Origin of the sequence: Coleofasciculus sp. F4-SAH-05, assembly GCF_040222985.1 — a bacterium.
In the GTDB taxonomy this organism is placed as follows: Bacteria; Cyanobacteriota; Cyanobacteriia; order Cyanobacteriales; family Coleofasciculaceae; genus Coleofasciculus; species Coleofasciculus chthonoplastes.
The window spans coordinates 1-21,803 of the sequence record NZ_JAVKBY010000186.1; the positions used below are offsets into that span (position 1 = coordinate 1).

The window sequence follows — 21,803 nt, forward strand, 5'->3', positions numbered from 1 at the left end:
ATTGGTCATTGGTCATTGGTCATTGGTCATTGGTCATTGGTCATTGGTCATTGGTCATTGGTCATTGGTCATTGGTCATTGGTCATTGGTCATTGGTCATTGGTCATTGGTCATTGGTCATTGGTCATTGGTCATTTAGACAGGGCGGGTTTAGTGACATTATGGTGAACAAAAAAATGATAGTAGTGAAACCCGCCCCTACACATAAAACCCTTTTCTAGTCATGGATCATTTACCTTCCCCATCTTCCCCATCTTCCCCATCTTCCCCATCTTCCCCTGCTCCCCCTGCTCCCCCTGCTCCCCCTGCTTCCCCTGCTTCCCCTGCTTCCCCTCTCCCCATCTTCTACCCTCCATTCTGTTGGAATTGCCACTGACTAATTGCGGCTTGGGCTTGTGGGTAAAGCGCCCGTTCTGGGGGAATCTGGGCGGCGGTGGCGATCGCGGCGTCAAATCGTCCTTGGGCGGCTAGGGCGGCGGCGGCTTCGAGGATGGGACGATCTTGGGCAGTTTGAATTTGGGCAACCCATTGGGCGATCGCGCTTTGAGCTTCAGCATACAGCATTCGACCTGGACGAATCTGATTGGCGGTGGAAATGGCGGCGATTAAATCCCGGCGTTGGGCGAAGGCGCGGGCTAAGTCGAGGATGGGTTGATCCTCTAGGGTTTGGATTTGGCGATTCCATTGGGCGATCGCCGTTTGGGCTTCGGGGCGTAAAGGTTGACCTGGCTCAATTTTACGGGCTTGGGTGACGGCGGCGTTTAATTGATCAATGGTGCCACCTGCGGCTAGCTGTTGGGCGGTTTTGAGGATATTGCGATCGTCGATATGTTGAATCTGTTTGCGCCATTGGGCAATGTGTGTCTGTGCTTCGATACGCTGGGGGCGATCGGGTGTGATGAGAGTAGCTTGGTCGATTGCCATCTGTAGCAAGGGGCGTTGCTCAAAGCTGGCAGTCATTTGGGCAAGGCGTAACTGGAGGCGATCTTGGAGTTGAGCCTCCCACTGAACCGCTTGGGCGGCGGCTGACGTTTGCACCGGACTTTTGCCATCCAGTTGGCGAACGGCGGTTAAGGCGTCAATGAAGGCAAGAATGGTGTTTTGTTGTACCAGTTTCCCAGCTTGCCCTAAACGTAACCAATCTTGAGCCTCTTGATACAGGGATGTATTAATCGGAATTCCTTGAGCAACCTCAATAACCCCCTGATACTCTTGATTTTGGAAGCGAGTGGCAGCAATTTTAAGTAACGTGCGACTCCAATTCGACAGATCACTCTGAGCTTGGGCTTTAATATAGCTGTTAGGATCAACCTTGGCGGCTAAGGCGATCGCTTGTTCGATCTTTGCCAATTGATTCGATTGGGCTAAATCTCGTGCTTCTTGCAGTTGCGTCCACGCCTGTTTTTCCGCCGCCAACTGTTGGGTCAGGGTATCATAGCGGGATACACTCCAGTATTGGTCATTGAAGCGTGACAGTTGGCTAATTAACTTAGCTGCCTGTTGCCAGTTTTGCACTTTCAGGGCATCTTGAACTTGACTGACAATTGCCTGAGCCTCGATTCGTTCCTGTTTCCAGGTGGCGATTTGGGCTTGAGCTTCAGGATACAGGGGACTACTTACAGGAATTTGCATCGCCATTTTTAGGGCATCGGTATAGTTTCCCTGATTCAGGGTTTCCCGGGCAAATTGCAGTACCATTTGAGACCATTCCTGCAGCAGTTGCTGCGCCTGGGGATATAGGGAATGGTTAGGCGACCAATATTGCACGATCGCGATCGCGTTTAGCAGTTGCTCAAATTCTCCGGATTGGGCAGCCAGTTGAGCGCAGTATAATCGTTCGCTATCCGTGGATAAAGGAGAAATGCGTTGGCAATTTGCCGGAGGTGGCAATCGGGTGAGTAATAATGTACCACCAACAACCATGCTGCCAACAACGGACACAATGATCAACCACAGCAATGACCATCGCCACAACTCCCGTTGGCGGCGTTGGCGGTCTGGGTTTGAGCGCCTGTTGCGGACAACTTTAGCGTTTAAGTGTCCCGTTTCTGCTAAACTCGATGCCTTAGAGCCTCTTGCAAGTCGGATGACTAACTTATGTCCCCGAGGTTTGCGAGCAGGCAGGGAAGTATGGAGATGAAATCGGGGCACGTCTCGTTTGGACACAGATAGACAACAACTGATAATTCATTGTTCACCGTTTATTGTGCATCATTGTATTCCCAATCAACCGTAAATTTGGGTGATTCGTATTGAGTTCAATAGAGTCCACAATAGGATGAGGAATCGTTTTGGAGTAGTTAGGGTGGCATGAGCCTAAGCATTCGCAATTGGCTAGCAGAACGCCACATTGAACTTGCCCAACTGGGACAGGATAACGCCCAGTTGGCGGGCATTGCGTTTCGCATTGCCCAAGACATGGAGGTTAAGAGTCTGAATCCCTTTGCGATTAGTGTCTTGACCGAAGTGTTGGAGTTACCGTTAACTGTCGCTTGGCAAGTCGCGCCGATTTTGTCTCAGTTAACGGTGGGGTTGCTGCGGATTTTGAGTCGCAAGAAGCCCTTACGCCGGAGTGAAGGCACCTGGCTGAGTTTTCAGGTGGCGTATCTGAACGCTTTACAAGGACTTTTAGCCCAAGAAGCCCAACTGCGAAGACCTTGGGTGAATCGCGCCCAAGTTCCGGCGTCACCGAATGCTGAGGAACCTCTGGTTGATCCCCAATTGATTGCCTTGCTGAAAACCCTGCGTCCGGGACGTCTCAGTGATTCCCAAGCCGAACAAGCCCTGTCATCTGTAGCGAATTCCTTTCTGGTGCAGCAGATGAATAATTTAGCGATCGCCTGGTTTGTGGCGAATGGGGCGGAGGAAACGGAAGCGAAGTTATTAACCCAACGGTTGAGTAATGGACTCGCGGGTCATTTACTCAAGGTGATTGCCGAAAATGCGCTACCCTTGGCACAACTACAAAAGTTTGTCCGGTTGGGTCATTTAAGTAACACCCTCACCACCCCTCCAGAAGAGGATGAGGAGGAAGAGTTTTCCACGCCCCAATTGACCCTGGATTTGGATCGGGAATATTATCGGGCGGAACTTTCCCGATCCTTAAGCGAACCCTTATTTGCGGAACCCTTTTCCCTCAAGGAAATCTACGTGTCCCTGAACGGCAGACGCCTCCCTACCACCCTGGGACAAGAAAACCGGGAACGACGCCGCCAAAACGATCTTGACCCTGCCTATCTCGCCGCTGCTTCCTCGCCACCGACGGATTTAATGGCATGGGTGATGTCTCAACTGAATGATAAAAACAGTATTGCGGTGATTGAAGCCGATGGTGGCTGTGGTAAGACCAGTTTCTGTCAGATGTTAGCTGCACGGGTAGCGCAAGAGCTGTATCCCCAGTGGATGCCTGTGATTATTCGCCTGCGGGATGTGACGTTAGGTCAAACCTTGGAGCAAACCTTGGAGACAGCCTTCCCGGTGGGACGGTTCACGGATACAGACGGGTGGTTCTCTCGCAGTTCCCCCCCTTGTTTGCTGATTTTAGATGGTTTGAATGAATTGCCCCGTTCTCCCCAGACGGAGCGTCACTTGTGGACATTTATGGATCAGGTGATGCGATTTCATACTCAGAAGAGCGGGTCAAATTCGCCTCGCCACAAGATTATCCTTACCAGTCGCCCGGTTACTTTGGATGGCGTGTTGGCGCGTAAATATCGCCATAGTAGTCTACCGCCGCTACAAAGCCGACTCCAACGGATTGCTATTGAACCGATGGCGAAGGAGGAATTCCGCAAGTGGTTTCTCCAGTGGGCGAAACTGCAATCTAAATCCATTGCTCAGTCGTATTTTAATTTCTTAAAACATGGTGGTGTGTTTCAGCCGCAATCTCCCCATCCCGACTTAGTGGCGCTGCTGACTCGTCCCCTGATGCTGTATTTGGTGGGCATTTTACATCGAGATGCCTTAATTGACGATCGCATCTTTAAAATGAGTCCGGCTGAGGTTAAGTTTGAAATCTATGACCGGATATGTCGCTGGTTGCTAGGTGAACCGACGAGCGGGAGTGGACCGCCCTTGGAGTTAATTCGCGAAGGGTTGTCCCATGCAGGGCGTTCTCTAGAAGCGATCGCGAATCTCTTGGAAGGACGTTCCCCGCAAAAGTTACGCCGTCAAATGCAGGGGACAGCCCTGACGATTTTGCAGACGGGTCAGAATCAAGTGACACAAACGGTAATCCAGAATCGGTTCCAGAATCAAGAAACGACGACGGATTCCTTTACCCAACCCCTACCCACGTTCTTTTTCCGCACCCAGCCCAGAGATAAAGCCGGAGACTGGATGAAGTCCTCACCGCGCCAATCATTTGCGTCCCAGAAAGCGGCATCAGCACCCCTCTCCATTGAGTTTTCTCACCCTAGTTTAGGAGACTATTTAGCTGCCGAAGAAATTGCCCTGCAACTGAAGGCATTAACGCAAAAGCTGCCCAACCCGTATGGGGAAGTCTCGTTTGTGATTGATTCGTCCCTCCATCTGGCTGAACATCTTTATCAGTTGTTGGGGTATGGTTTGTTGTCTCCTCAAATTGAGGAATTGGTCATTGAGAGACTACGACGGGAGCAACAGCGCAATGCGGACGCCTTTTCCTTCCCGGTATTATTTCAACGACTCTATCGCTTTTATCGCGCCTACTGTCGCGGACGGTGGTTTGATGAAGGGGTGGCTCATCGGGTTCACGAACAGTTGCGGGATCTGAATAATCCCTTGAATACGTTACAAATTGATGCCACCGTGGGATTAAATGTCTTTTTAGTCCTCTGTTCAGCCACCAGAGAAGCCAATCTCCCCTTCTGGCCCTGTGGCAACCCAGAGATTCCCCAGGAATTTGATGCCGATCAATTGTTAAGTTTTATGGGTCGTACCGTTGCCCTATCTCCTACCACATTTTGGCAACGGGCGAGAGGAAGTTTGGCGCAGATTCATTTACCCCAAGCTTGTTTAAATCGGGTAATGCTGGCAGAGGCGAATCTTGTCCATGCCGATTTATCGACGGCTGAGTTAAGTGGGATTAACTTAGCGGCGGCTAATTTACAACAGGCAAATTTAGCCTGGGCAAGTTTAGTTGGAGCAAATTTAGCGGATGCGGATCTCAAAGGGGCGCAGTTAGAAGGGGCGAATTTATTGGGGGCGGATCTGCGGGGTGCTAATTTAACATCGGCAAATTTGACGAATTCTTGTTTAGTAGACGCTTTGTTAGATGAACCGAATAAACAGTTTGCGGTTAAAAGTGGAGCGTTCTTTTCCTGGGACGAGTTTCAGTCCTATTACCAATCTTTGGTTGTCTCTCCCTTCGTGAAAACTATCGAAGAGGAGCATTTGTTTGAAGATGATCCGATGATTTTCATTGAGAGTGCCGAAGGGGAACTCATGTTACCAACCATTTACTCGCAAGGAAGCGATCGCTATGATGGGGAAACTGAACAGTTTGACCGTGAGCGGTTAAATGCCCAAGCTACAGTGTCGGAAACGGATCAGTATGCGGGGGAGACAGCGCAAGCGGATGAGTGGGTAACGGAAGCCCCGGTTTCGGATACAGAGCAGTATAGTGGCGATACGCAGCAATTGGACGAGATGGGACAATACCCGTCTGTGTCGGATACAGAGCAGTATGCTGGGGAGACAGCCCAAGTGAATAAGTGGGAATTATCCGAGTCGGAAACTGAAGAGGAACAGTTAGAAGCGGGCGCGGAACAAGAGACTGGCGTGTTTCACGAAGATACGATTATGTTGGATGAAGAGGATGATTAATAGTTATTAGTCATTTGTCATTAGTCATTTGTCATTTGTCAAGGTTTGAGGAACATTGACAGAATCTAACATCGTTTGGTTTATTTTCACCAACCTACTTATTTACGGTCATTTGTTGAAAAATTTTTATTTTTTAAGGATATATTTTTGTCGCAGCTTATCAAAAAAACTCTGGGTCATTAATTTAGCTAACCGTATCTTTGTTAAACGGGGAATACTCCCCGGTTTATTTTGGCTTAAATCAAAAAAATCATTGACATCCGCTAAAATTATTTTCAGGCGATGGATAATATTGTTATACCGATATTCCGCCAAAAAATGTTCATCTAAAGGCTTGAGTGACGGATTTTCTATAACTCTGAGAATGCGTTTAATATCATACTCTTGAGAATATACCGCAATTTTATAGCAATTAAACCCCGGATCTAAATAATCCGATAATCCCCCATTCACACTCGAAAAAACCTGACAGCCACAAGCAAGGGCTTCCATTGGTTGCAGCCCAAAGCCTTCACTTACCCCCTGTTGCGCCCAATACTCAGCCGAATCATACAAATAAACTTTAGCCCGATTGAAGAGTCCCACTAAATCCTCGACGTAGGAATCAACAACTTTAACACGACAATGCTTCTGTAACTCTGGTATCAAGTCCTGAAGTAAATACTCAGACGATTTCCGCGCCTGAACTAACACATCAATATCCCGTTCTCGATTGAAGTTCTGGAATTCTTCCGAAATATGATTAGGTAAATAGTAAATTAAAGAATTAGGCGATCGCTGTCCCCAATATCCCATAGTATTGCGACTAACGGTAATAATAGGGATACGCGCCGGAAGTTGAAATCGATACCCAGCACTATGGGCATGGTAAATAACCGGATATAACTTTAGCTTTGCTACAAGTTTGGGGCTATCAAATCCCCAACTGACCACAAAAATAACATTATTTAAATCCTGTTTTTTGAGCAAATCATCTAGGAACAGCGTATTCTTTTCCCGTTGACGATAGGTGACCACCTCCGCAGGGCAAACCTGCTTTGCCAGACTCAGGGTTTTTAACTCCGCCCAAAGACCGCCGCAAGCAAACTTGCCATAAGTTCCAGGGACTAAAAAGTAAAGGGTTCTCAAAACACCAATTGCCTCACTGAGATTGTCTGATAGTTTAATATACTAGAGTCCCCGTAGACGGACTGGCTTTGGCGAGCCGGTCAGAAAATATAAAACTTTACTAAATTTTTATATTCAGCGGGTTAGATTTCATCGTAACTCTACCCATTTTGCTGATGATTGATGGAAACTAGAGAAAGCAGATGCACCCTGCCTAAAAAAAGACCCTAAATGAATATGAAAGGGCAGATGCACCCCTGAAACCCTGACAGCCGCCCACATTCTGATTGACAGCACGTACGTCAATCGAAATGTGGGCTTCACTTCTAGGGTAGAAATTTCTAGGGACAATTGTTGTGATCTAAATTTCCGCTACTGTGTGGTAAAAGCGGACTTTTTCGTGATCGCTATCACTAAAGCATCGGTCTAGTAATCCTAGTTAGCGATAAAAAAGTAATACGTCAATTGTAGGGGCGGCGCTGGGGGAATGTCGCTATTCATGATATCGAGTCAAGGTGTTTCTTTTTTCTTCATAAAACTGACTGGCAACGAATCCGAGGGAATAAATGAGAGCTGCATTACTAGAGGCTCCCACGGCTGCACCAATGACTGGCAAAATTTCGACAAAACTCAAACCCCCTTTAAGAACTCCGGAACCCCCTACAGATAAGCCAAAAATTGCCAGAACTTCACCGCGTCGCGTTGGCTCTTTTAGCGAAAATCCATAAGCCGCCGCAATGCGATAAACCATCTGTGCTTGGAGTGCTGTAACCGCCGCTAGCTCAATCCCAAATAAAGCCAGCGCTAAAGGGGGAATAAAGTTGGTGATTAATCCCAACCTACCTCCTTTGATTGCTGTATCCACCATAATCCGGTGAGCTAGCTGTTCGGATGTGTCAAACGGGTACTCCTGTCGCAGCTTGTCTACGTCTTTTTGAGCTTGCTCCAAATCCACTTGACCCAGTGCAGCAACAAGTAAGTTAATCCCTGGTACTTTAGCAGCATATTTAGTCAACGGGTGTTCTGCGATCGGTGCCACGATTTTGCCGACGGTTTCCGTTCCTGGTTCTAGGAATCGCACAGCCGCAGGGCGAACAACTTCTCCGACAGCCTTGCTTGTGCTGGTAATGGTATCAGCCGCCGATTGCGTGGCTTTAGTCGCCAACTGAGTGGCAAACGTGGCGACTTGAGTGGTTGTTGCGATCGCGTTACTGATATGGTCTGTAAATGAACTATTTTTCCGCTGTGCTGTCATATTTCAGTTAATTTTTATACATTGTGGTGGTTGTCACTTCTACTCTAAAAGAACAAAGACTCAATATCATCTATCATTTGATAGTAAAACTCAGTCAATAAATTTTTGTTATCACACTATTGACAAAAGAGGCTCAGTTAAGCTGCTAAGATCTAAAATCTCAAATGAGATGCGGTCTGAGTCGCATTATGATTCACCGAAAATGCGCGACGGGAAGCCCTCAGCTTCAGATGTAGGGAGGAACGTCGCGCCAACAAATAAAACGCTTGCTGAGGACATCCGCTTTTATACTATAATCTAGAGAGTGAAGTTTGAATTGTGCATGAAACAAGTTCTGACGCTAGTTGTGCAAGTGAAAGTTGATATCAAACAGCAGCAATTGTTACTTGATACAGCTAGGGTTTTTGCGTCAGCTTGTAATTGGATTAATCAAAATGTCAATCCATATTTTACCAATAGAAACTCAATCCAAGCCTGCTGCTACAAAGACGTAAAATACCAGTTTAGATTAACAGCTAATCATGTGGTTAGAGCTTGTGCCAGAGTAGCAGCTAATCGTCTAACAGCAAAGCAAAAAGGGAAAAAGGTTAAATCTATTAAACCAACCAGTTTTGATTGTGATGCTAGAACGTTTCGCTTTATTGAGGAAGATTGGACGGTTAGCATTAGCACCACGGGCAAAAGATTAACTGCGCCAATTAGAGCTAGTAATTATCATCGAGGTAAACTGAAAGGACAAAAGCCGACATCGGCTCAAGTATGTTTACATCGTGATGGTAACTGGTATGTTCATATCCAATTGAAATCTGAACCGCCAAAACCAATTAAGACTGATAACGTAATCGGTGTGGATTTTGGTAGACGAGATATAGCTGTAACTAACACAGGGCAATCATGGTCAGGAAAAGAGATTCAAGACAAAAGAGATAAATTCGCCAGAGTCCGAGCTTCTCTTCAAAGAAAAGCGTCCCAAGGCACAAGATCAACTCGACGTAGAGCTAGAAAGATTTTGAAACGGTTATCGGGTCGAGAGAGAAGGTATCAGGCATGGCTAAACCACAATATAAGCTCATCTATCATAACTGAAGCCAAAACAACTCAATCCTTCGTAAGCCTTGAAGATTTAACGGGAATTCGAGAACGAACCAACCAAAAACCAAGAAATAAAACTGAGCGCAGACGCTCTAATTCTTGGGCTTTCTACCAACTAAGGACTTTCCTTGAATACAAGGGAATCAAAGAAGGAGTTGAGGTATTAGCAGTTAATCCAGCTTATACCAGTCAAACGTGTCATTGCTGTCTACATATAGGACTAAGAAGCAATAAGTCTTTTCAATGCAGCAATAGCCGATGTGGATGGACTGGCGATGCAGATGATAATGGCTCAAAAATGATTGCTTTAGTGGGGTTGAGTGTAAACCAGCCCAGAGGCTCAGAATTGTTGGCTTGTCCGATCAATTCTAGGGCTACCGAAAGCCCCCGCATTCTATGCGTGGGGTAGTTTACTATAATTAAACGTTAGTAGTGACTGAAGAGTCGTGAATAAACATCCCCTGTTTCGGCCAATAATCAAAATCCTAGGATTTTACCTAGCCCTGGGTTTTGGTGTTTCGACACTACCAGCTAACGCCCAGTTTCGAGAGGACTTTGAGCAAGACTTTCAACAACAATGTCAGCGAGCCAGACAAGCTCCCGGTGCCAATTTGAGTGAAAGAACTGAATACGACAGGCGTCTTGAACAAGCGTATGTTTTGCCGAGGCAAAATCGACCAAGTTTAGTCGGTTGTGATTTGCGATCGGCTGACCTCAGAGGAGCCAATTTAGGAGGTGTTGATCTCAGCGCTGCCAACTTTAGTCCTAAAACATCGGTGGATCGGGCAATTGTCACAGAAGTTCCCGCCAATCTTACAGGAGCAAATCTGAGCAATGCCAAGTTAGATTATGCTAACTTGACTCGTGCCATTTTAGCTAATGCTAATTTTCGCGGCGCTCGGTTGTACGATACCAATTTGAGTGGCGCTCAAATCGTTGGTGCTAGTTTAGATGGTACGTTTGCCTCTTATGTCATTTTATACGGGGCAAATTTGAGTGGATCAACTCTGAGTTTGGGAAATTTTAGCTCGGCGAGAATGACAGGTGCTGATTTAAGCAATACGAATCTTTTCCGAGCCAATTTGACATTAGCAGACTTAACCAATGTCAATTTCAATGGGGCAAATCTCAGTGAAGCTGATTTAAGCGGCGCGAACTTGACAGGAGCAAAACTCATTGAAACTGATTTGCGGGGAGCAACAGGTGTCAATTTGCAGGGAGCGCAGTTATGCCGAACAATGCTTCCTGATGGCACAGTAGCCGCTCCAAATTGCGTGGTGACGGATAATACTCCATCGGTTGAGGCACGTCCAGAATTGTTTTAGGCAATGGGGAAGGGGAAGATGGGGAAGATGGGGAACACCTCGACTTCGCTCGGTGTGTCAGATGGGGGAGATTGTGTAGGGGCGGGTTTCACTACTATCTTTTCGGTTACACCTAGATGTAACTAAACCCGCCCCGACTTGACAAATGACAAATGACAAATGACAAATGACCAATCAACAATCTCGATTTGATATCGTACCATCTGCTAGCGTCGTCTGGCATAAAATAGCATCTCGCCAGTCAGCCCCTTCTAGGTTAGCCCCCTGTAAATTTGCGCCCTGTAAGTTCGCGCCTTTGAGATAAGCATTGGTGAGATTGGCATTCTCTAATCGAGCGCTACTCAAATTGGCGCGGGTGAGAAAACTAGCGATCAGGTTTGTATCTCTCAAGTCCGCATTACTGAGGTTGGTATCCACCAGAGAAGCATTAATCAAGTCGGCATTTCTGAGAATAGCATTAACAAGGTCAGCACGGCTGAGTTCAATACCGCTTAATTGAGCCAACCGGAGATTAGCACCTCGCAGGTTGGCTCCTTTGAGTTGAGCGTCTTCTAGATTTACCTCTCGTAAATCACACCCCATACAGCTATTGGTTTCTAGCAATTGGCGTACTGTATCTGCATCTTTCTGGAGATGGGTTGCTGCTGTGGCTACAGCGTTGACGTTAACTGTAGCCACAGGTGAGAGTAGCATCAGGAAAATGGTAGTAATTAGACGCTTGTGGTTCATAATTTGATTTATTACTCTCAGCTTTCTAACAGTCCAAGTCTCACCAATCGCCTTGGGTTCAAACCCAAGGCTAAAAGCAAAAGTCGTCTAAAGACGACTTAAGAATTAATCGCGGAGGACGCAAGAAATCCACGATTAAGCATTCTGTTGGGTAGGAAGCCTGCACTCACTCATAGAGGAGTGCAGGCAATACTGCTCGGACAAGCTTTAATTGCATTTATTCTCCCCCTGCTCCCCCTGCTCCCCCTGCTTCCCCTGCTTCCCCTGCTCTCCTTAATCGAACAGTATTGGGAGTGCAGGGAGTTCACCGCAAGGTAACAAACTCCTCAGAGGTCGAGGGATGAATACCAACGGTAGCATCAAAATCGGCTTTTTTCGCTCCCATTTTCACAGCGATCGCAACGCCCTGAATAATCTCAGCCGCTGATGCTCCAACCATGTGCGCTCCTAACACTTTATCCGTGGTTTCGTCAACCACTAACTTGACGATAACCCGTTCCTCTCGACCCGTGAGAGTGTGGTACAAGGGGCGGAAACGGGCGCGATAGACTTTCACCGCATCGCCATGCTTTTCCCTGGCTTGAGCTTCGGTTAACCCCACCGTTGCCGCTTCTGGGGTACTAAATACTGCCGAGGGGACATTTTCATAACTCATCACCCGAGATTTGCCGCCAAATTCTGTATCGGCAAAGGCACGCCCTTCGTTAATCGCAACTGGCGTCAAATTAATCCGATCTGTGCAATCCCCAACCGCATAGATATGAGGTTGAGAAGTACGGCTATACTCATCCACCGCGATCGCATCTTGACAGAGATCGACTCCAGCCTTATCCAGCCCTAGATTCTGGAGATTCGGCTTGCGCCCCGTAGCAGCGAGAAAGATATCTCCAATTACCGTTTCCTCATACTTGCCACAGACTGTAACCTTTAATCCATCTTCTGTTTTTTCAATCGCTGTCGGTACGCTACCCTCCAAAATCCGGACACCGTGTTGCTGCATTCCCTCCTGGATTTGAGTGCGAATATCGTCATCAAACCCCCGCAAAATCTTTTCTTTGCGGATAATCTGAGTTACCTCAGAACCCAAGCCATGCATAATACAGGCAAATTCCACACCAATGTAGCCACCACCGAGAATCACGACTCGCTTCGGTTGCTCCTTGAGGAGGAACATATCATCGGAGATAATCGCATGTTCTATACCCGGAATATTGGGCGTAACCGGATGTCCGCCCACGGCAATCAAAATTTTGTCCGCACTCACTCTCTGTGACGCCGTACTGCTATTGGGAGACTCAAAAATCTCTAACGTATGAGGGTCAACAAATTTGGCATAACCCCGAAACAGTTGCACTTCGGAATTATCCAACATCCGCAGGTAAACTCCATTGAGGCGTTCGAGTTCCTTTTGCACCGCCTCGATCATTTTATGCCAGTCGAGAGTGCTTTGTACAGGACTCCAGCCATACCCTTGCGCCTCTTCAAACACTTCCGGAAAATGAGAGGAATAAACCATCAGTTTTTTGGGAATACAGCCGCGATTCACACAGGTTCCTCCCAAGCGGCTGAATTCAGCTACTCCTACCTTTGCCCCATATTGTGCTGCTCGTCGTGCTGTGGCAATTCCGCCTGAACCGCCACCAATAACAAACAGATTAAAATCGTAACTCATAATTCGGTTAACTCCGTTTGATCAGCATGTGAACTACTTATCACTGTACGCGAAGCGTCGTGTTAACTAATAGCATTATCGTGTAACGGATTGGATATAATCGGCGCTTGGGATTAGCCGCCGTTATGGTGAATACCGTTTTGGTTATGGGTTCATCTTATGCGATCGCGTCTTTGGCTGACGGGGTGATTCGCTGGCTGCATCCGGTTTCTTCAGGGGAGTTACTGGACTTTAGACTAAATTTGGGAGTTTTCAAGAAACTATAAGAACATCGGGATAAATTCCTTGGAGCCTTCTGCCTTTCTTCGGTCAAGAAACAAAACAGCTAGGGGTACGGCAATGCCGTACCCCTACTTTGTATTTTTGGAGACATTAATTAAACTGAAGTTCCCCCAGCCCAAAAATATTGCACTGCCTCACCGTGCGGCTTTGCGCGATTTTTGACGCGCCCTACTTATGTACAATTGCGCTCAACCAAGATGAGAGCGTGGGTTTCAACCGATAAGATTGTCATATTCCAATATCTTAATTTATGCTAGTCCGCGCAGGCGGACTGTGTTTGTATAGCTGCGATTTCCAATCGCCAAAGCTTAATCCTAAACACTAGCATCTACCAACAACGGCTGAATCGCCTCCCAAGTTAACCCCTGCTGAATGTAACGAGGTGCATCCGGATTATAGGGACTAGCGACGCGATCAATTTTGACAATTTCTGCTTCGGGTGGTATGACAGGTACATCCGGATCGAAAGCCGTTGGACGCATCAACGAACTAGAAAACCCTTTGTAAATAGCAATCTGATCCTCTTCGCCAGCAATTTGAGCGGTAACGAGTAAGACTTCTTGAGGATACTTAATTGTGTATTGTTCTAAACGCTGTCCAATAGAAGTTCCTTGGTTCATGGTTGACTGGTGATTCGTCATTCGTCATTCGTCATTCGTCATTCGTCATTCGTCATTCGTCATTTGTCATTTGTCATTTGTCATTTGTCATTTGTCATTTGTCATTTGTCATTTGTTGATTGGAAAATCTCTCCCTCATCTTCCCCATCTCCCTCATCTTCCCCATCTCCTTCATCTTCCCCAGTTTCCCACTACTGTTCCATCGCGATTCGTCCCTGTTTCCCTAAGCGAATTAAAACAAAATAGATCAAGTACAGAACATAAATCAATAATCCAACAATTCCAATAAAACCCAAAAATTGAGGAGAAGACTCAGGATGGAAATATTGTTTAAAGAGAAAGGGAGGTTCTAGCCAAACTCTACAGGCAAATGTTTCCAAAGCGTCTGGAGTAAACGCGCATCCTAGAGACGGAAGACTCCACAAGACACCAATCCCACAGTAAATAGTTATTGCCCAGCGCCAAGCCGTCAGCGTAAGTTTCAGCGGATTCGTCGGTTGATCCTCAATATCCTCATTCACATCTACCCAGAACCAGAGGGAGATGGGAATCAAAACTCGGGCAAGCCAACCCGATATAAAACCAATGGGCCACGAGGCGATCATGATATAAACCGTAATTGCCAGTAAACTGGACACGCGCCAGTAGATAATTAATAGGCGCACCATGGCATCAGCTTTTTTGACAAAAGCCCATACAATTAGGATCAGGGGAATCAACACCGTAAATAAAACGGCTAACCGATAGTCTGTCCAGACTAATGCTTGCAGAAGTTGATCGGGCATAGCTAATAGCCGACGAGTTCCTTTGACTTAACAGTATAGTGACACCGCGATCGGTTCACCTCCCAAATTGTACGGTAATCTTGCCATTTCCGCTTCGGGAATATTATCGATTTCAATTACTGGACGGGTGTACTAGTGTCCTGGACAAGGGGTTCTCAGGAACAAAAAAAGCAGCCGGAATCACCCGAAGGAGTTCCAGCCACCAAACTGATTCACTGAATTCATCCATACAAAATATGCACGGATAGCAGATGAAGAGTCATTATTCGTCGTAGACGCGGCACTCATCTGCATCAGGATTTTCTTCGCAATACTTCTCGAAGGAGGTTTTCTTTGTGCCTTTTTGCTTCTGATGTGCTGCCTCAGCTTGTAATTCTTCTACAGAATCCCAAGCTACCGCACAGTCTGGGGACTCTGCGCCTTGAGCGTCACAAACAGTTCTAGCTTGCTGACGCTCCCGATCAATTTGTTCTTGAATATCACTCATCGAAACTCCTTTGGGTCTGAAACTCTGTCTTTATCAGACAGCTTGACAATTAAATGCTGGTGTTTAAGCTGTTTACAATTCTACACGATCTGCCCGACTACCGGAAGTAGGAGGCTGTTTAGTACTATTTATCCTCTTGCCATTGAAATATCTTGACGCTCCCCCGCCGCCCCAATACTACTCGGATAAGCTATAAATGTAATTTCTGCTTCCCCTGCTTCCCCTGCTTCCCCTGCTTCCCCTGCACCCTGACACCAGTCCCTTGGGAGTTAGCCAAATTGGAGTTATCATAAGGCTTTGCACCTGTAGCCAACCAGAAAAAACCCTACCCAGGGAAAACCTCAGTAAAAGTCATGGCAAATTTGATGAAGTGGGTAAATGCCTTATCAACTCGTCCGTCCTTGGAAACAGCGATCGCGGAGGTGGTAGAGCGTCTGGAACAATCCTTGTCGATGCCTGCGGATTTGGGTCTGGTGTTCATCTCTTCAGCTTATGCCAGCGAGTATTCCCGATTAATGCCCCTGTTACAAGAACGGTTATCTGTACCGGTGATCATTGGTTGTGGGGGAGGTGGCGTGATTGGGATGAATGCCCAAGGGCAACCTCAAGAAATTGAAGCAGAACCCGCTATATCAATTAGTTTGGCAAGTATGCCAGAAGTTTCAGTGCGGGCGTTTCATATTCCTGGGAGTGATTTGCCCGACTTGGATAGTTCACCCAGTACTTGGGTGGATTTAATCGGTGTTCCCCCCCAAGATCAACCCCATTTCATCTTATTAGCTGATCCCTTTTCCTCGAAAATCAATGATCTCCTGCAAGGGCTAGATTTTGCCTATCCGGGTTCGGTTAAGGTGGGAGGATTAGCGAGTGCCAGTGCCATGGGAGTGCAGAGCGGGTTATTTTATCGTGATCCGGAACGATACTCTGGAGGTACGCTACATCGAGAAGGTACAATCGGCGTGGCGTTAAGTGGGAATGTGGTACTAGACCCAATTGTTTCCCAAGGTTGTCGTCCTATTGGTCAACCCTATCAAATCACCAAAGGTGAACGAAATATTGTACTGGAACTAGCCGATAGTAACGGGATGAGCTTCAGTGAGGTTGAATCCCAGCCGCCGCTAGCTGTGCTGCGTGACGTAATTCAAAACCTGAGTGAGAGCGATCGCGAATTGGCGCAACATTCTCTATTTATTGGCATTGCCCGTGATGAGTTTAAGCAAAGTCTGGGTCAAGGGGATTTCCTGATTCGCAATCTGTTGGGCGTTGATCCCAGACTGGGTGCGATCGCGATCGGCGATCGGGTGCGCCCTGGTCAACGGATTCAGTTCCATCTGCGAGACGCTCGCACCTCTGAGGAAGATTTAGAATTACTTTTACAGAATTATCAAAACCAAGTCAATCCCACCCCAGAAACGGCGGGAGCCTTAATGTTTTCCTGTTTAGGGCGGGGTCAAGGATTGTATGGCAAACCCGATTTTGATTCCCAACTCTTGTGTCGCTATATCAATAATATTTCCGTTGGCGGTTTCTTTTGTAATGGCGAGATTGGACCCGTTGGCGGGAGGACATTTTTACACGGCTACACGTCAGTATTTGGCATTTGTCGGCAACCCTAAGTAGGTGGACACAATAAAAGCTAAATGTGGAGATCGTCATTTGTCATTTGTCATTCGTCATTTGTAGTTAGTAGTGGACTGACACAACTAAAATTGTGGAATAGATTTGACGTTTAAACTGGGCGCAAGCCTTGCGCCCCTACAATGCTAATTCACCAATTAAGGTGTGCCACGCCGCCATCGTGGGTTAGGCGGAAACTCAATCGGCAACATAACTGTTTAATTCAATATCCGCCGTAACCCACCAACAACAGTATTTGTGGAATTTTAAGATTTACCCGCAAATTTATCCACTGTCGAACTATTAAATGAGCTGGGGTTTTGGGTGGCGATCGCTCCCAAGGCTTAAGATTTTATACACAATAGCTTTCGCTTCACCCATGAGTTCAAAGTGATATATCGAGAATCGTACAGAGAGCTTGAGCTAGTTCTTGGAGATAGATATCATCCAAATGACCAAGCACTCTAATAATCCGAGATTTATCAATGACTCGAATTTGTTCACACAGAATCACTGAATTTTGGCTTAAACCCCCAACTCCTGCTGGAACGAACACATGAGAAGGTAAAAGCTTTTGCCGTATCTTGGTTGTAAACGGCGCAATGATAGTATGAGGACTAACAGCATTTGCCCGATCAATCTGTAGAATCACTACAGGTCTTATACCTGCCTGTTCTGTACCTACGACTGGGTTTAGGTCACATAAAACTACATCTCCCCGTCTAATTTGTAAACTGTTTGAAGGCTTGGCTACCACTGAATTTCTCCACGAGCGAGACGTTCTTCATACTCTTCTAAATTCGGTAAGTAGTCAGTGAAATCAGATTCAGCAATTTCTAGCGCTTCGTTAAACTGCATCCATAGGGCAGCACGTCTGTTGTCACTTCTCATCAGCAGGAACTCAATGTAATCGTTCACTTGCTGGACAAGTGGTTCCGGTAATTGGCGAATCTTCGCTATGGTTTTCTCATATACAGTCATTTATCTAATCTCCCGTGTTTAATCCTGTCTTTGTGGGAATAGCCATACCTAAGTTAAGTGCGACTTAAGACTTAAACCCTGATTATACCGTTAGCCTTTACAGCATTTTTGAGCAAGTATTAGTCAACCATCATTTTAAAGGAGTGGGATTTTTGGGTAAATCCTGCTTTCACGGCTCATTTTGGCTAAAGGCTTCAACGAGTTCCTCAAGAGTGCAATTAAGTACCTGCAATAATTTCTGAGTTTGCTCTGGATATAACCGTGGTCTTTGTCCTCCTGTCTCCCACAGGGAAACGGTACCAACAGTGACATCCATCAAAATTGATATTTTCCGTTGGGTTAAGCCAGCACGCTTCCTCAAGTACGCAAACGTTATTGATTCTTCTTCGTTTGCCATTTTGCATCCTTGTTAACTTTAGGTTGATCAGTCTTTTTGGACAAGTATTCGTCAACCATCATTTTAAAGGAGTGGGATTTTTGGGTAAATTCGGCTTTCACGGCTTGTTTTGGCTGAACGCTTCGACGAATTCCTCAAGGGTGCAGTCGAGAACTTGTAATAATTTCTGAATTTGCTCTGGAAACAAACGCGGTCTTCGTGCGCCCGTCTCCCACTGGGAAACAGTCGTAACGGTTACATCCATTGCAATGGAGATCTCGCGCTGGGTTAAACCCGCACGTTTCCTTAAATAGGTAAAAGTGGTTGGTTTTTCTTGACTTGCCACTTCACTTGCCATTTTGCATCCCGGTTGACTGGGGATTGACCAGTATTTTTCGACAAGTATTAGTCAACCCTAATTTTAGAGGAGTAGGATTTTTGGGTAAATCTTGACTTTCACTGTTCATTTGGGCTAAAGGCTTCAACGAGTTCCTCAAGAGTGCAATTGAGTACCTGTAATAATTTCTGAGTTTGTTCTGGATATAGCCGTGGTCTTTGTCCTCCTGTCTCCCACAGGGAAACGGTACTAACAGTGACATCCATCAAAATAGATATTTTCCGTTGAGTTAAGCCAGCACGCTTCCTCAAATAGGTAAAAGTGATTGGTTTTTCTTCATTTGCCATATCACATCCCCGTAAAATTTAGGTCGAACGGGAGGGGTTGACAACTTTAGGTCAACCTAAATATACTAGACATAGAAAAAGACAGGCGAATCGAGGAGTCGCCTCAGACCTTCGATCAACTTGTCTGTTTTCCTCACCTGTTAGGACTCGTCAACCTAACGTCTACCCTATCCATTGGCTAGCTAGCCCAACAGTTAGTTTAGCCATTGGCTAGGTTTCGTCTGGCTGTCTAGATAGCTTACGCATTAGACATTTTATCTTATCTGACCAAAAAGCGATGCCGCAAAAGGGCGATCGCACTCACTCAGTCTATCCATACATACCCTATGAAGACATTAAACGCAAGCTCGGCACTCGCTGTCGCGCCACAATTTGCTGCCATTCGCGCCGTTTTCCCTCCTGACGGTGATTACCAGCGCCAACGCCGGAAACGGTCAACTGGCAACGTTTTCACAGCCCTTAATCCCGCCCAAAAACGATGACCCATCCACCTATTCAACCCTTCGACTTCGCTCAGGGTTAAAAATTAAAATCTAAAATCCAATGACTGCCTTATTCCGCCGTATTAACCCCGCACAAAAGTTCCGCATCACCAAACGCCAAATCGCCCAATTCCTGGGAATTTCCGAATCCCTAATTGTTAAAGTTGAATCCTGGCTTTATGTTATATTCGTTCACCGTTTGGACAAAGGCGGACAATTTATCAGTTATCGCCAAATGGAACAATGGAAAAATGCTGTAGCCTGTCACCTGCAAAAATGCTCAACTTGGGAACAGTTAGAACATCTGCGGAATGCTATTAAAGTTGATCACACGAAGCATCGAAAACAATATGTCGCCTCTGTCTTGCCATTCCTGGACAAAATTAGGTTGAAATGTCTGGAAGCCATTTCCCCAGAGATACCACCCGTTGCCAAGACGCAGGGCTATGCTAGTTTATTAACGTGCGATCGCGTCCTGATCTCTTTTGGCTAAAGACTCGCTGATAAAGCGTTTTGCTTTTAGTACCCCCTTTATAGTTCAGTCCGCGTAGGCGGACTTTGTTTGTGTAGCCGCGACTTCAGTCGCCAGGGCAAAAAGGGCATTACTCCAAGAGTAATGTTGTGTGATTATCGATAAAAGCCGGCTTACCCTGACTATCCATCGCGCTGAACGTTTGGAAATAGCGGCGGACAGGCGGAGGAAAATCAGGAAAATCAAAATAGGTGTCACCCACGGCAATATCTGCCCAAAAGTTGCGTAAACTGGGGGCAAGTTTATCGGCGTCGTGTTGGGGTAAACATAACGGTGGGGCGGTAAGTAACTTTACCATAAACGGATAAGAGCGATCGCCCATCCATTTTCGCGAAATTTCCGGCAAATTCTCCCAACCGGGTACAGAGGTGATGTGATGGGATTCTATTTGTAACCAGCGATTCCCTAAATTATCGGTTCGCAGTTCTAAGACGCGGTAGGGATGGGGATAGCTGACTAATGATCCAGTGGTAATATCATAGATTCCCTGGTGATAGGCGATATCCTGGACATGAAGATGACCCGTAAAAATCAAATTGACCCCAGCCGCTTTGAGCAGATTTAACAGGGTGGGGGCATTATCCAGCATATAGCGGCGTCCCAAGGGATGCTTAGCTTGATCCGGTAGATGTTCAATAACATTGTGATGTACCATGACCACAATCAATTTATCCTGGGTTTGAGCAAGTACATCCTCAAGCCATGCCAATTGGGGTGCATCGAGACAACCGAGTTGTTTACCCATCTGGTCAAATTGGTTGGAATTTAAACCAATAAGCTGCACACCAGGGAAAATTTCATGGGTGTAGTAGAGTTTATCTGGATTGTTATAGCCAAATTGACGATAGTAGTGGGGAAACTCCTTTAATCCAATCGAACGTTCATCAGGTAATAGCGTGGGGACATCATGATTACCAGGTACAACGTAAACCGGGTAGGGTAGCTGGGACAATCGCCTTTGTAGCCAGTCATGGTTCGTCGGTTCGCCGTGCTGGGTTAAGTCTCCTGGAAGTAGGAGAAAATCTAGATTAAGCTGTTCTAAATGATTGAATACTAACTCTAGGGCAGGGATACTGATTTCCACTAAATGGAAGCGGTTGGGAATATCCCAAATAGTTTTGGGTAGGGCGATGTGTAAGTCGCTGATTACTGCAAAGCGGGCATTTAAACTCATGAAATTTTTCCCTCTCTCAGCCCTTGGTTTCCAGGTTGAGTGTCGGATTTGTATTGGCTGCAAAAGTTTCTGTGAAAACTGAGATGTTTCTGGCATCTAGATTTTCACAAAAATTAATTATTCTGTATATTTTCGAGCCAGATTCCGACACAATCGCTAGATTAGAATTAGCATCTATCATCTATAAGCTAGTGCTTTACCGAAATCGAGCGGCACTATCCAGAGTTGAAATTCATTATACCATTGTCAGAGGGGTAACAACCCTACTATTTACCAGGGTTTTGGAGAAAGTGGTTATGTTTGAAAAGATGCTTGTTGCCATAGATACCTCTGGTATGGGTGATTATGTTTTTGAGCAAGCCCTAGAGTTAGCCAAAGCGGTCAAGGGTAATCTATTACTGTTGCACGTCCTGTCTCCGGAGGAAGACACGAGTCCGGGTATGCCAGGATTTTCTGATGTGGACTACTATCCGTGGCGATTAGATGATGTGAATATTGCCTACCGCAAGCAGTGGGACGAATTTGAAAGCGAATGTCTGGAGATTTTGCGATCGCGCACAGGTGACGCTACGGCGGCTGGTGTCATGGCGGAGTTTACCCAGGTGCCAGGAAGTCCGGGGGAAACCATCTGTAAGGTGGCGAAGAATTGGCAAGCTGATCTCATTATCATTGGTCATCGGGGTTTGTCGGGGCTTTCGGAGTTAATTTTGGGGAGTGCCAGTAATTACGTTCTTCACCATGCTCCCTGTTCAGTCCTGACGGTGCAATCATCTACTGTTAAAACGTCTTAATCCTGTA

The 21,803-nt window shown here is 46.3% G+C and carries 21 protein-coding genes; 7 read left to right on the forward strand and 14 right to left on the reverse strand.

Annotated features, from left to right (window positions below):
• Positions 1-345 precede the first annotated feature (345 nt).
• Complete coding sequence (locus RIG27_RS21730) at positions 346-2,151, reverse strand: hypothetical protein (protein ID WP_446348598.1); 1,806 nt, start codon at positions 2,149-2,151, stop codon at positions 346-348.
• Positions 2,152-2,310: 159 nt separating this feature from the next.
• Between RIG27_RS21730 and RIG27_RS21735 the strand changes: the two genes are divergently transcribed.
• Complete coding sequence (locus tag RIG27_RS21735) at positions 2,311-5,805, forward strand: NACHT domain-containing protein (RefSeq protein WP_446348600.1); 3,495 nt, start codon at positions 2,311-2,313, stop codon at positions 5,803-5,805.
• 126 nt (positions 5,806-5,931) lie between these two features.
• Here the strand turns inward: RIG27_RS21735 and RIG27_RS21740 are convergent, their stop codons facing one another.
• Both RIG27_RS21740 and RIG27_RS21745 read right to left on the reverse strand, forming a co-directional pair.
• On the reverse strand, positions 5,932-6,933 hold the full coding sequence (locus tag RIG27_RS21740; RefSeq protein ID WP_446348602.1) for a glycosyltransferase: 1,002 nt from the start codon (positions 6,931-6,933) through the stop codon (positions 5,932-5,934).
• A 472-nt stretch (positions 6,934-7,405) separates the two neighbouring features.
• Complete coding sequence (locus RIG27_RS21745) at positions 7,406-8,167, reverse strand: hypothetical protein (RefSeq protein WP_446348604.1); 762 nt, start codon at positions 8,165-8,167, stop codon at positions 7,406-7,408.
• 322 nt (positions 8,168-8,489) lie between these two features.
• Between RIG27_RS21745 and RIG27_RS21750 the strand changes: the two genes are divergently transcribed.
• Complete coding sequence (locus RIG27_RS21750) at positions 8,490-9,668, forward strand: RNA-guided endonuclease InsQ/TnpB family protein (RefSeq protein WP_446348605.1); 1,179 nt, start codon at positions 8,490-8,492, stop codon at positions 9,666-9,668.
• A 37-nt stretch (positions 9,669-9,705) separates the two neighbouring features.
• Complete coding sequence (locus tag RIG27_RS21755; protein ID WP_446348607.1) at positions 9,706-10,584, forward strand: pentapeptide repeat-containing protein; 879 nt, start codon at positions 9,706-9,708, stop codon at positions 10,582-10,584.
• Positions 10,585-10,758: 174 nt separating this feature from the next.
• On the opposite strand, the gene RIG27_RS21760 is transcribed toward RIG27_RS21755, so the two are convergent.
• Complete coding sequence (locus tag RIG27_RS21760; protein ID WP_446348609.1) at positions 10,759-11,313, reverse strand: pentapeptide repeat-containing protein; 555 nt, start codon at positions 11,311-11,313, stop codon at positions 10,759-10,761.
• A gap of 304 nt (positions 11,314-11,617) precedes the next feature.
• Positions 11,618-12,985 carry a glutathione-disulfide reductase gene (gor, locus tag RIG27_RS21765; RefSeq protein ID WP_446348611.1) on the reverse strand — a complete coding sequence of 456 codons (1,368 nt, stop codon included), beginning with the start codon at positions 12,983-12,985 and terminating at the stop codon, positions 11,618-11,620.
• Between the two features lie 125 nt (positions 12,986-13,110).
• On the opposite strand from gor, the gene RIG27_RS21770 reads away from it, so the two are divergent.
• Positions 13,111-13,251: a hypothetical protein gene (locus tag RIG27_RS21770; protein ID WP_446348613.1), complete on the forward strand. Its 141-nt coding sequence runs from the start codon at positions 13,111-13,113 to the stop codon at positions 13,249-13,251.
• Between the two features lie 330 nt (positions 13,252-13,581).
• Here RIG27_RS21770 and RIG27_RS21775 read toward each other — a convergent pair whose 3' ends face one another.
• From RIG27_RS21775 to RIG27_RS21785, 3 genes are all read right to left on the reverse strand, one after another.
• Positions 13,582-13,908, reverse strand: coding sequence for a DUF7734 family protein (locus RIG27_RS21775; RefSeq protein ID WP_446348615.1), 327 nt, complete (start codon positions 13,906-13,908; stop codon positions 13,582-13,584).
• A 170-nt stretch (positions 13,909-14,078) separates the two neighbouring features.
• Positions 14,079-14,672, reverse strand: coding sequence for a DUF3177 family protein (locus RIG27_RS21780; protein ID WP_446348617.1), 594 nt, complete (start codon positions 14,670-14,672; stop codon positions 14,079-14,081).
• Between the two features lie 262 nt (positions 14,673-14,934).
• On the reverse strand, positions 14,935-15,159 hold the full coding sequence (locus tag RIG27_RS21785; RefSeq protein WP_006100550.1) for a Calvin cycle protein CP12: 225 nt from the start codon (positions 15,157-15,159) through the stop codon (positions 14,935-14,937).
• 353 nt (positions 15,160-15,512) lie between these two features.
• Between RIG27_RS21785 and RIG27_RS21790 the strand changes: the two genes are divergently transcribed.
• Entirely contained in the window at positions 15,513-16,775 is a 1,263-nt protein-coding gene (locus tag RIG27_RS21790; protein ID WP_446348619.1) for an FIST signal transduction protein, read from the forward strand.
• Between the two features lie 386 nt (positions 16,776-17,161).
• On the opposite strand, the gene RIG27_RS21795 is transcribed toward RIG27_RS21790, so the two are convergent.
• From RIG27_RS21795 to RIG27_RS21815, 5 genes are all read right to left on the reverse strand, one after another.
• Positions 17,162-17,533 (reverse strand): type II toxin-antitoxin system PemK/MazF family toxin, encoded by a 372-nt coding sequence (locus tag RIG27_RS21795; protein ID WP_446348621.1) that lies wholly within the window; start codon positions 17,531-17,533, stop codon positions 17,162-17,164.
• On the reverse strand, positions 17,527-17,757 hold the full coding sequence (locus tag RIG27_RS21800) for a hypothetical protein (RefSeq protein ID WP_446348623.1): 231 nt from the start codon (positions 17,755-17,757) through the stop codon (positions 17,527-17,529). The genes RIG27_RS21795 and RIG27_RS21800 overlap by 7 nt, the downstream gene beginning before the upstream one ends.
• Positions 17,758-17,926: 169 nt before the next feature.
• A complete protein-coding gene (locus tag RIG27_RS21805) occupies positions 17,927-18,154 on the reverse strand; it encodes a helix-turn-helix domain-containing protein (protein WP_446348625.1) in 228 nt (75 codons plus the stop codon).
• A 97-nt stretch (positions 18,155-18,251) separates the two neighbouring features.
• Positions 18,252-18,491, reverse strand: a complete 240-nt coding sequence (locus RIG27_RS21810) for a helix-turn-helix domain-containing protein (protein ID WP_446348627.1) — start codon at positions 18,489-18,491, stop codon at positions 18,252-18,254.
• A gap of 98 nt (positions 18,492-18,589) precedes the next feature.
• Complete coding sequence (locus RIG27_RS21815) at positions 18,590-18,817, reverse strand: helix-turn-helix domain-containing protein (protein WP_446348629.1); 228 nt, start codon at positions 18,815-18,817, stop codon at positions 18,590-18,592.
• Positions 18,818-19,360: 543 nt separating this feature from the next.
• Here RIG27_RS21815 and RIG27_RS21820 point away from each other — a divergent pair.
• Positions 19,361-19,792, forward strand: coding sequence for a hypothetical protein (locus RIG27_RS21820; RefSeq protein ID WP_446348631.1), 432 nt, complete (start codon positions 19,361-19,363; stop codon positions 19,790-19,792).
• A 109-nt stretch (positions 19,793-19,901) separates the two neighbouring features.
• Here RIG27_RS21820 and RIG27_RS21825 read toward each other — a convergent pair whose 3' ends face one another.
• Complete coding sequence (locus tag RIG27_RS21825; RefSeq protein ID WP_446348633.1) at positions 19,902-21,005, reverse strand: metallophosphoesterase family protein; 1,104 nt, start codon at positions 21,003-21,005, stop codon at positions 19,902-19,904.
• Between the two features lie 296 nt (positions 21,006-21,301).
• Between RIG27_RS21825 and RIG27_RS21830 the strand changes: the two genes are divergently transcribed.
• A complete protein-coding gene (locus tag RIG27_RS21830) occupies positions 21,302-21,796 on the forward strand; it encodes a universal stress protein (protein WP_446348635.1) in 495 nt (164 codons plus the stop codon).
• Positions 21,797-21,803 lie beyond the last annotated feature (7 nt).